Source organism: Novosphingobium sp., from assembly GCF_032093395.1.
Taxonomy (GTDB): domain Bacteria; phylum Pseudomonadota; class Alphaproteobacteria; order Sphingomonadales; family Sphingomonadaceae; genus Novosphingobium.
In genome coordinates, this window is record NZ_DAMDBA010000055.1 from 24,668 (window position 1) to 34,752 (window position 10,085).

Here is a 10,085-nt window from a genome sequence, read left to right on the forward strand (position 1 = left end):
GGTGCCGCGCGGCACCGAACGCCTGCGCTTCACGCCCGGCCCGGCCCATACCGAAGACATGATGCGCAGCCTTACCGAAGCTCTGGTCGAAATCTGGGAACGCCTGGAAATGCGCCTGGCCGCCTAAGCCTTTCGCAGGCCCAACGAAAACTTTCCCGAAGGGCTCCCCGGCAGGCCGGTGGAGCCCTTTTCATTTGCCGGACCGTCCCCAAGTTCACCCGGTCGCCCCCGCACTCCGATGCGCCTCCCCCACCCCCTCGGGGCGACGAGATGACCAGAAGGACTTCCATGGCCAAGCTGTTCGAGCCGATCACCATCGGCAACCTCACCCTCGACAACCGCATCGTCATCGCGCCGATGTGCCAGTATTCCGCCGAGGACGGTCGCATGACCGACTGGCACGCGATGCACCTCGGCAACCTTGCGCAGTCCGGTGCCGGCATTCTCACGATCGAGGCTTCCGCCGTCAGTCCAGAAGGCCGCATCTCCTATGCAGACGTCGGCTTGTGGGACGACGAAACCGAGGAGGCCATGGGCAAGGTGCTGGAAAGCGTGCGCCGCTGGTCCGACATGCCGATCGCCATTCAACTGGCGCACGCCGGTCGCAAGGCCAGCACAGCCAAGCCCTGGGACGGCGGCAAGCAGATTGCGCCGGACGCCGAGAACGGCTGGCAGACGGTATCCGCATCCGCCCTCCCCTTCCTGTCGGACGAAAACCCGCCCGAAGCACTCGACGAAGCGGGGCTCGCGCGCATCCGCGACGCCTTTGCCGATGCCGCCCGCCGGGCCGCTCGCCTCGGGATCGATGCCGTGCAGATTCATGGCGCGCATGGCTACCTGCTCCACCAGTTCCTCTCGCCGCTTTCGAACAAGCGCACCGACCAGTACGGTGGCAGCCTCGAAAACCGTATGCGCTTCCCGCTGGAGGTCTACGACGCCGTGCGCGCCGCCTTCCCGGCGGACAAGCCGGTGACGATGCGCGTCTCGGGCACCGACTGGGTCGAAGGCGGCTGGGACATCGAACAGACCGTGGCCTTCGCCAAGGCGCTGGAAGCGCGCGGCTGTGCGGCCTATCACGTCTCCAGCGGCGGGCTCGACGCCGGGCAGCAGATCCCGGTGGGGCCGAACTACCAGGTGCCGCTCGCCCGCAAGGTGAAGGAAGTGGTGTCCATGCCGGTGATCGCCGTAGGCCTCATCACCGAACCAGAACAGGCGGAGGCGATCGTCTCCACTGGCGAGGCGGACATGATCGGCCTCGCCCGCACCGTGCTTTACGATCCCCGCTGGCCCTGGCACGCCGCCGCTGCGCTCGGTGCGCAAGTCAAGGCCGCGCCGCAGTTCCTGCGCTGCCAGCCGCGCGTCTACAAGGGCTTGTTCAAACAGGCTTGAGGGGCGTGAAACTGTCGTCGTCCCGGACTTGATCCGGGACCGCTGGCCGTGAACAACCCACCTTGCGGCAGGAATTCCACGGCGCGAGCTATCGCCTCAAGAACTGCCAGCGCTCCCGGATCAAGTCCGGGACGACGATATCAAAAAGCCCGCCGGAACTTGTTCCGACGGGCCTTTTCCATAACCATACCGCTCAGGTCAGCGCAGCGAAACCACGTTGTCCGATACGCGCGGATCCTTGCGCTCGCCGGTGTAGAGGCTCGCCATCGGCTCGTCCGAGACGTTCAGCACCTCGCCGGTGCCGAAGCCGTTGAATGCCGTGCGCATGGCCGCGCCATAGGCGCCGAGCATGCCCACTTCGATCCAGTCGCCCGCCTTGATGTCGGCGGGAAGCATGAACGGGCCTTCCATGAAGTCGGCATCGTCGCAGGTCGGGCCGTAGAACGAGAAGCCCTCGAGGTCGTCCGAGCGTTCGCCGCCAACGGCAGCTTCGCGCGAGATGCACTTCACAGGGAAGCGCCAGGCGACGTGGGCGGCATCGTAGAGCGCGCCATAGGCACCCTCGTTGATGTAGAGTTCGTCGCCGCGACGCTTTTCGACCTTGACGATCATCGAGCTGTACTCGGCCGACAGCGCACGACCGGGCTCGCACCACAGTTCGGCGTTATAGGCGATCGGCAGGGCTTCGAAGTGGCGGTGAATCACCTGGAAGTAGTCTTCCAGCGGCGGCGGCTCCATGCCCGGATAGACCGAGGGGAAGCCTCCACCGACGTCGATCATGTCGATGACGACACCGGCGTCGGCAATCGCAGCGCGGGCGCGCTCGAGTGCCTGGACGTAGGCGAACGGCGTCATCGCCTGCGAACCGACATGGAAGCATACGCCCAGCCAGTCCGCAACCTGACGGGTCGCCTGGAGCAGTTCACCGGCGTCGGCCAGATCCACGCCGAACTTCGAGGCCAGGCTCAGTTCCGAATACTCGGAAGAGACGCGCAGGCGCACGCAGAGGCGCAGGTCGGTGGCGCGGTTGCCATCGGCATCGGTGGTCGCGTCGAGGATCTTTTCGACTTCCTCGATCGTGTCGAGGCTGAAAGTCCGAACGCCATGCTCGAAGTAGGCTTCGCGAATGGCGCTGGCGGTCTTCACCGGGTGCATGAAGCACAGCGTCGCGTTGGGCAGAGCCCCGCGAACCATGCGCACTTCACCGATGGAAGCGACGTCGTAATGCGTGATGCCGTTGGCCCAGAGGATCTTGATGAGATCCGGCGAGGGATTCGCCTTCACCGCATAGAGCGCCTTGCCCGGAAACTTCGTGGCGAAGAAACGGGCCGCGCGCGCAGCAGCGTGCGGGCGGTTCAGGATAACGGGTTCGTCGGGCGCGATTGCGCGCGCTACAGCCGGTGCGTCAAGAAATTCGAGCAACTCAAGGGACCCCCAAACGGAATTGTTAACGACAAGAGCTGCCTTGCGGTTTGGAAGTCCCCATGGGGCAGCGAGGGGCGGGATATAGGGCTCCCAAGCTGAATCGCAAGTGAAAAAAGGTCCGTTTCACAGAAACGTCATATAAGGGATTCGCGCGGATTTTCACCTAGCCTCTCCGTTCAGTTTTATCGTCATTTTACAGACGGTTGATCGAAGAATTTCAGCGCAGCCGCACGTCCTGAAACGACGACCGGCACCAGCGGGATTCAAGAGGCTAAATGCAGAGGCGCCCCGACCGGTTCTCTCGATTCGTAGGAACGAGGACCGGGCGGGGCAATCGCGGGACAGGTCGAGCCGAAATCAGCTCAGGCGGCTGCGGAAATCCTCGTAATCGAAGCGGCGAATGCATTCGAGCGAGTCCGTTTCCGAGTCCCACAGCCAGATCGACGGCAGCGGCACGCCGTTGAAGGTCGTGGTCTTGACCATCGAGTAATGCGCCTGGTCGAGAAACGCGAAGCGCGCGCCCGGCTCGGCATCCACCGGCAGGATGTAGTCGCCGATCACATCCCCCGCGAGGCATGACGGGCCGCCGAGACGCACGGGCTCGCCCTCGCCTTCCTGCTTCTCGCCCAGCATGGCCGGGCGATAGGGCGCCTCGATCACGTCTGGCATGTGGCAGGTTGCCGAGACGTCCACGATCGCCACCGGCATGCCGTTGAACGAAGTATCGAGCACCGTGCCGACGAGAATCCCGGCATCGAGCGCAACCGCCTCGCCCGGTTCGATGTAGACTTCGGCGCCCGTGTCTTCCTGAAGGTCGATCAGGAATTCGACGAGTTCGTCGCGCTGATAATCGGAACGGGTGATGTGGTGGCCGCCGCCCAGGTTGATCCACTTGAACTGGCCGAAGAAGGGCTCAAGATGATCGAAGGCCTTGTCCCAGGTGCGGCGCAGCGGTTCGAAGTCCTGCTCGCACAAGGTGTGCATGTGAATGCCGTCGATCATCTCGACGTGCTCTTCGGTGAGCTGGTTGATCGGGAAGCCCAGCCGCGAATGCGGCGCGCAAGGGTCGTACTTGGGCACTTCGCCCTCGGCGTGCATCGGGTTGACGCGCAGGCCGATGTCGAAGTCCTCGCCGCGCGCGCGGGCGGCCTCGATCTGCGCCCAGAAGCGTTCGATCTGCATCGGTGAATTGAAAATCACATGGTCCGAAAGCCGCAGGATCTCATCGAGATCCTGCTCCTTGTAGGCGGCGCAATACGTCGCGATCTCGCCATCGTAGAACTCGGAGGCGAGGCGCGCTTCCCACAGGCCCGAGGTGCAGACGCCGTCGAGATACTCTCCGACGATCGGCGCGGTCGACCACATCGAGAAGGCCTTCAGCGCCGAAAGCACCTTGGCGCCCGATCGCTCACCGATATCGGCAAGGATACGCAAGTTGTCGCGGAGCTTGGCGGCATCGACCACGAAGCTGGGGCTGTCGACGCGCGACAGGTCGAAGTGGGCAAAGGCTCCCGGATCGCCGGCGCGAGTTTCCATGTTCGTTCAATCCTTTTCGGATGGCTCGCGAAGAGCCGAATTTGCACATGACACTGGCAGATGGCCCTGCCCGGCCCCAGCTTCAAGAATGCGTCAGCCGAACGGCCCCTTGAAGATGAACCACGCCCCTGCCCCGACGAGCGCGAAACCGACGATCTCGTTCAGGCCCGGTTTCTGGCCGAACAGCACCCAGGCCACCAGCACGAAGGCGGTCAGCGACATGGCCTCCTGAAGGACCTTGAGCTGTCCCAGCGAATAGACCTGACTGCCGATGCGATTGGCGGGCACGGCCAAGCAATATTCGAAGAAGGCGATGCCCCAGCTCATGGCGATCGCCACCCACAGCGCCTTGCCCGGCATCTTGAGATGCAGGTACCACGCCGTGTTCATGAAGAGATTGGAGCCCGCGAGCATGGCCACGGGCGCTATGAAAGTCCAGTTCATGGCCGCTCAGTCGACGCAGATCGCGGCGACGGCCTTGCCGTTCCTGACTTCGGCATAGCAACCGTAGAGCCTGTCATCGGCCTGACAGGTGCCGCTCGCGGGCTTGTCGGGCGAGACCGCGCCGGCGCTGCCGACGCACTTGCCCTGGCACTGCGCGGAATCGCTACATTGCTTGCCCGCGTCGGCATAAGCATGGACGCATTGCTCCATGCCCAACATGCCGCGGCGCTGCACGGTGCCGCCTTCGGCCAGGCAGGCGGCGCGATCCTCCGCGCCCATGTCGCGGTTGTAGCTCTGGTTCTCGCCCTTCTCGCCGCCCGACGGCGGAACAGGCCGCTGCGGACCATCCTGCGGCGCGCAGCCAACCAGCGCGAGCGCGCCGAAGGCCGCGACGAGGACGGTCCGCAGCACCCGCATCAGAACGCCAGCGGTCCGTCGAGCTCCTCGACCGTCCAGGGCAGGCCATGCTGGTTGAGCATGTCCATGTAGGGATCGGGATCGAACTGCTCGATGTTGAACACGCCCGCACCGCTCCACTTACCGGTCAGCAGCATGGCCGCGCCGATCATCGCCGGAACGCCGGTGGTGTAGCTGACGGCCTGGTTGCCGGTTTCGGCATAGGCGTCCTCATGGTCGCAGATGTTCTTGATGTAGAACGTCTTTTCGCCCGAACCATCGAGTGCTTCGCCGGTGGCGATGTCGCCGATATTGGTCTTGCCCTTGGTCGTCGGGCCGAGCGAAGCAGGCTCGGGCAGCACGGCCTTGAGGAACTGAAGCGGGATGATCTCGACACCGTTGTAGATCACCGGGTCGATGCGGGTCATGCCCACGTTCTGAAGCACGGTGAGGTGCTGGATATAGGCATCGCCGAAGGTCATCCAGAAACGCGCGCGCTCCATCTCGGGGATGAACTTCGCCAGGCTTTCCAGTTCCTCGTGGTACATCATGTACATGTTCTTCGGGCCGACGGCCTCGAAGTCGAACTCCACCTTCTTGCCCATGGCCGGAGTCTCGACGAATTCGCCGTTTTCCCAGTGACGGGCCGGAGCGGTGACTTCGCGGATGTTGATTTCCGGGTTGAAGTTCGTCGCGAAGGCCTGGCCGTGGTCGCCGCCGTTGCAGTCGAGAATGTCGAGCGTGCGGATGGTCTTGAGCTTGTGCTTCTTCAGCCACATCGCGAAGACCGAGGTGACGCCCGGATCGAAACCCGAACCGAGCAGCGCGGTGAGGCCCGCTTCCTTGAAGCGCTCCTGGTAGGCCCACTGCCAGTGATATTCGAACTTCGCCACGTCCTTGGGCTCGTAGTTCGCGGTATCCATGTAGTTCACGCCGGTCGCCAGGCACGCGTCCATGATCGCGAGATCCTGATACGGCAGTGCGAGGTTGACGACGAGTTCCGGCCCGATCGAGCGGATCAGCGCGCTGGTCGCCGCCACGTCGTCGGCGTCGATCGCATAAGTGCTGATCGAGACGCCGGTGCGCTCCTTGACCGAGTCGGCAATCGCCTCGCACTTGGAAACCGTGCGGCTGGCGAGGTGAATGTCCGAGAAGATGTCGGGATTCATCGCCATCTTGTGGACCGCGACCGAACCGACGCCGCCTGCGCCGATCACCAGAACCTTGCTCACCAATCTGTCTCCTTAACGCGATGCTCGCGAACAGCCGCATATAGAGGCCCTGTGTGACAACTCAACTGTGAGGATTTTGGTCCGGTCTCACGACCGGCAAAAACGGGCATCCGCCCGTTTTTGTGCGGCACCGGCCCACGCCCCCACCCGACCTCCCATCCAGGATACACTGTTGTGGGAGGTCGGGTGGGGGCGTGGGCCGGTGCCGCAAGCTCGTCACGGATGTGACGAGCGCACCCGACAAAACTGTCATAATCCGCCATCGTCCCGTCATCGCCCGGTCACCCGCCAGAGGCATTGGGGCCGCACAAGTTTCACACGGCCTCGGGGGACCGCAGAACCATGTCGAATGCCCATCCCGCTTCCAAGCTCATCGAAGGCGCCGTCGTCCGGCAAGAGACGAAGGCGGGTGCCCGCCTGCTCGACAAGTCTTTTGCCCTCGCTTTCAAGGGGCTGGTCTATGCGCAGATCTGGGAGGACCCGGTGGCCGACATGGAAGCGCTCCAGATCGGCCCCGACAGCCGGATCATCACGATCGCCAGCGGCAGCTGCAATGCCCTGTCCTATCTCACCGCCGATCCTGCCGCGATCACCTGCGTCGATCTCAACACCGCGCATATCGCGCTGGGCCGCCTGAAGATCGCCGCGATCCGCAACCTCACCGACTATGCCGACTTGCGCCGCTTCATCGCCGAGGCAGACCAGCCCGGCAATGTCGCGACCTACCGCAACCGGCTCGCGCCGCACCTCGACGAAGCGACCCGCCGCTACTGGGAAGGCCGCGACCTTGTCGGCCGCCGCCGTATCAAGGGCTTCACGCGGGGCATCTACAAGCAGGGGCTGCTCGGTCATTTCATCGGCGCGGCCCACGTCCTTGCCAAGCTCTACAAGATCGATCCCAGCGAAATCCTCGGCGCCGAGACGCTGGAGGAACAGCGCCGCGTGTTCGACGAGCGCTTCGCCCCGATCTTCGAACGCAAGCTGGTACGCTGGCTGACCGACCAGCCCGCCTCGTTGTTCGGCCTCGGCATTCCGCCTGCGCAGTACGACGCTCTGGCGGGCGGCAACCGCATGGCCGACGTGCTGCGCGCGCGGCTTGAAAAGCTCGCCTGCCATTTCCCGCTCAACGACAACTACTTCGCCTGGCAGGCCTTCGGGCGCGGCTATGGCCGGCAGGCGGAAGCGCCCCTGCCGCCTTACCTTCAGGCGGCGAACGTGCCCCAGGTGCGCGAACGGCTGGGGCGCCTCTCCTTGCGTCATGCGAACTTCACCCAGGTTCTCAAGGAAAGCGCCGAGGCCTCGCTGGATCGCTATATCCTGCTCGACGCGCAGGACTGGATGAGCGACGCGCAGCTTACCGAACTCTGGAGCGAGATCACCCGCACCGCCCGCCCCGGCTCCCGCGTGCTGTTCCGCACCGCTGCCGAACCGACCCTGCTCCCCGGCCGCGTGCCCGAGGAAATCCTCGCCCGCTGGGACTATCGCGAAGCCGAATCGCTGGCGGCGACCCGAGCGGACCGTTCGTCGATCTACGGCGGCGTCCACCTCTACGTGCTGCGCTGAGGCCTCCGCGATGAACGGAACCGCCGCCGCGCAGGACCATGCCGCGCTAATGGACAAAGTCTATCGCGGCCAGCGCCACATCTACGATTTCACGCGCAAGTACTACCTCTTTGGCCGCGACCGGCTGATCAGGGATCTCGACGCGGCGCCGGGCATGGCGGTGCTGGAAGTGGGCTGCGGCACGGGGCGCAATCTGGAACTGATCGCCGGTGCCTGGCCCGGTGTGGCCTGCCACGGCTTCGACATCTCCAGCGAGATGCTCAAGAGTGCCGGTGCGCGCCTCGGAACGCGGGCGCGGCTGGCGCAGGGCGATGCGACGCGGTTCGATTCGAGCGTCCTGTTCGGTCGCGGCGGTTTCGACCGGGTCGTGCTGTCCTACACGCTTTCCATGATACCGGGCTGGCAGGCCGCCCTGGGCCAGGCAGCCGCCGCGCTGAACCCGGGCGGCGTGCTTCATGCCGTCGATTTCGGCGACCTCTCCGGCCTCCCCTCCCCCTTGCGCGGCGTCTTGCGGGCCTGGTTGGCGAAATTCCACGTCAGCCCCAGGCTGGACCTGCCGCTGGTCGCGGCACGTCTTGCCGAAGAACAAAGCCTCAAGGTCGAGGTTCTGCGCGGACCGCTTGGCTATTACCAGATGGTGCGGCTCGCCCGGTGAGGCTATGCCTCGCACCATGACGTCAAGCCACGATCGCCGTCCGACCCGTGAAGGGGTGGCTCTGGCCGCCCGCAAGGTCGCCGAGATATTACCGCGCACGCCGCTGCTGCCGCTGGAGGTCGATGGCCGCACGATCTGGTGCAAGGCCGAGAGCCTCCAGCCGGTGGGCGCGTTCAAGATCCGTGGCGCCTGGCATCGCCTGACCGCCCTGGGCGAGGCCGAGCGTGCGCGGGGTATCGTCGGCGTGTCGAGCGGCAATCACGCGCAAGGCGTCGCTTGGGCGGCGCAGCGGCTGGGCATAGCGGCCACTATCGTCATGCCGGTCGATGCGCCTGCGGTGAAGCTGGCCAATACCCGCGCCCTGGGGGCGGAAGTCGTGCTCTATGACCGCCCCGGCGGCGAGGATCGCGACGACGTATCCCGGCGACTCTGCGAAGAACGCGGCGCGACGCTGGTCCATGCCTATGGCGACCCGTGGATCATCGAGGGCCAGGGCAGCGCCGGAATTGAGATCGCGGCGCAGATGGCGGAGATCGGATGCGACGGTCCCGATCAGATCGTCGCGCCCTGCGGCGGGGGCGGCCTCGCCGCCGGGCTGGCGCTGGCCTTGCCGGATGCGGCGGTGCTTCCCGTCGAGCCGGAAGGCTGGGACGATGTCCGCCGCAGTCTCGAGGCGGGCGAGATCCGCCGCGTCGCCGCCGACGCGCCACCCACGGCCTGCGACGCGCTGCAAACTCCCGCAACCTGGCCGATCAATTTCGAGATCCTGAAAGCGCGCTGCCCCTTCGGTCTTGTCGTGACCCCGGCCGAAGTGCGTGCGGCACAGCGCCTCGCCTTCGCCCGCCTGCGACTCGTCATCGAACCGGGCGGAGCCGCCGCGCTGGCAGCGGTGCTCGCCGGCAAGGTGCGCGTAACCGATCGTACCGCCGTGGTGCTATCCGGCGGGAACACCGATGCGGCAGCTTTCGCCTCGGTGCTTCAGGACGAGCGCTGACCCTGGCAGTGCCGTTTCGGGACGTCCACCCTCGCGGCGGGGTTCTGGACGTCGCCCCTCCTCCGGACTAATCTTGCGCAGATGAATCCAGGATCGGGAGAATGTGGATGAGCAGCCGCATCAGGTCTTTTCATGGCGCCCCGATGCGCTGGGGTTTCATCGTGCTGGAGACCCTGCTCGTTCTTCTGACCCTGGCGGCGCTGACCGACAATCTGCTAGATGCGGATTGGGGCTTGAGCTGGTCGATGTTCTTCGCAGGCATGATCGGCAGCACCTGGGCGCTGGTGATCTACCAGCTGGTCGCGGCGCTGCTTTCCGAGAACGACCGCATTCCCTGACCTCGCCGCCGGGCTTCGCCTTCGGCCGCAAGGATGCTAGAGCGGTTTCCGATCCGGCTGCACCGGATCAACCGCTCTAAGTTTCTGGTTTGCCGCATTTTCCGAGTCATCAG

Annotated in this window: 10 protein-coding genes and 1 pseudogene; 6 read left to right on the top strand and 5 right to left on the bottom strand. The window is 65.1% G+C overall.

Features of this window, described 5'->3' with window-relative positions; all coding sequences use genetic code 11:
- Together RT424_RS16850 and RT424_RS16855 are read left to right on the top strand one after the other, a co-directional pair.
- Window positions 1-127, top strand: a pseudogene (locus RT424_RS16850) (5-aminolevulinate synthase); the annotation flags it as partial.
- A gap of 161 nt (window positions 128-288) precedes the next feature.
- A complete protein-coding gene (locus RT424_RS16855) occupies window positions 289-1,389 on the top strand; it encodes an NADH:flavin oxidoreductase/NADH oxidase (RefSeq protein ID WP_313440659.1) in 1,101 nt (366 codons plus the stop codon).
- A gap of 198 nt (window positions 1,390-1,587) precedes the next feature.
- Here RT424_RS16855 and RT424_RS16860 read toward each other — a convergent pair whose 3' ends face one another.
- From RT424_RS16860 to RT424_RS16880, 5 genes are all read right to left on the bottom strand, one after another.
- Window positions 1,588-2,811, bottom strand: a complete 1,224-nt coding sequence (locus tag RT424_RS16860) for a type III PLP-dependent enzyme (RefSeq protein WP_313440639.1) — start codon at window positions 2,809-2,811, stop codon at window positions 1,588-1,590.
- 360 nt (window positions 2,812-3,171) lie between these two features.
- Window positions 3,172-4,350, bottom strand: a complete 1,179-nt coding sequence (locus RT424_RS16865) for a carboxynorspermidine decarboxylase (RefSeq protein ID WP_313440641.1) — start codon at window positions 4,348-4,350, stop codon at window positions 3,172-3,174.
- A 93-nt stretch (window positions 4,351-4,443) separates the two neighbouring features.
- A complete protein-coding gene (locus RT424_RS16870) occupies window positions 4,444-4,794 on the bottom strand; it encodes a DMT family protein (protein WP_313440643.1) in 351 nt (116 codons plus the stop codon).
- Between the two features lie 6 nt (window positions 4,795-4,800).
- Window positions 4,801-5,211 (bottom strand): hypothetical protein, encoded by a 411-nt coding sequence (locus tag RT424_RS16875; RefSeq protein ID WP_313440645.1) that lies wholly within the window; start codon window positions 5,209-5,211, stop codon window positions 4,801-4,803.
- Complete coding sequence (locus tag RT424_RS16880; RefSeq protein WP_313440647.1) at window positions 5,211-6,422, bottom strand: saccharopine dehydrogenase family protein; 1,212 nt, start codon at window positions 6,420-6,422, stop codon at window positions 5,211-5,213. Before RT424_RS16880 ends, RT424_RS16875 begins: the two co-directional genes overlap by 1 nt.
- 342 nt (window positions 6,423-6,764) lie before the next feature.
- Between RT424_RS16880 and RT424_RS16885 the strand changes: the two genes are divergently transcribed.
- From RT424_RS16885 to RT424_RS16900, 4 genes are all read left to right on the top strand, one after another.
- Window positions 6,765-7,985: a DUF3419 family protein gene (locus RT424_RS16885; protein ID WP_313440649.1), complete on the top strand. Its 1,221-nt coding sequence runs from the start codon at window positions 6,765-6,767 to the stop codon at window positions 7,983-7,985.
- Between the two features lie 10 nt (window positions 7,986-7,995).
- Window positions 7,996-8,640 carry a class I SAM-dependent methyltransferase gene (locus tag RT424_RS16890; protein ID WP_313440651.1) on the top strand — a complete coding sequence of 215 codons (645 nt, stop codon included), beginning with the start codon at window positions 7,996-7,998 and terminating at the stop codon, window positions 8,638-8,640.
- A gap of 16 nt (window positions 8,641-8,656) precedes the next feature.
- Window positions 8,657-9,634: a threonine/serine dehydratase gene (locus RT424_RS16895; protein ID WP_313440653.1), complete on the top strand. Its 978-nt coding sequence runs from the start codon at window positions 8,657-8,659 to the stop codon at window positions 9,632-9,634.
- A gap of 107 nt (window positions 9,635-9,741) precedes the next feature.
- The gene (locus tag RT424_RS16900; protein WP_313440655.1) at window positions 9,742-9,972 is read left to right on the top strand and encodes a hypothetical protein; all 231 of its coding nucleotides are present in this window, start codon (window positions 9,742-9,744) and stop codon (window positions 9,970-9,972) included.
- The last annotated feature ends 113 nt before the right edge of the window (window positions 9,973-10,085 follow it).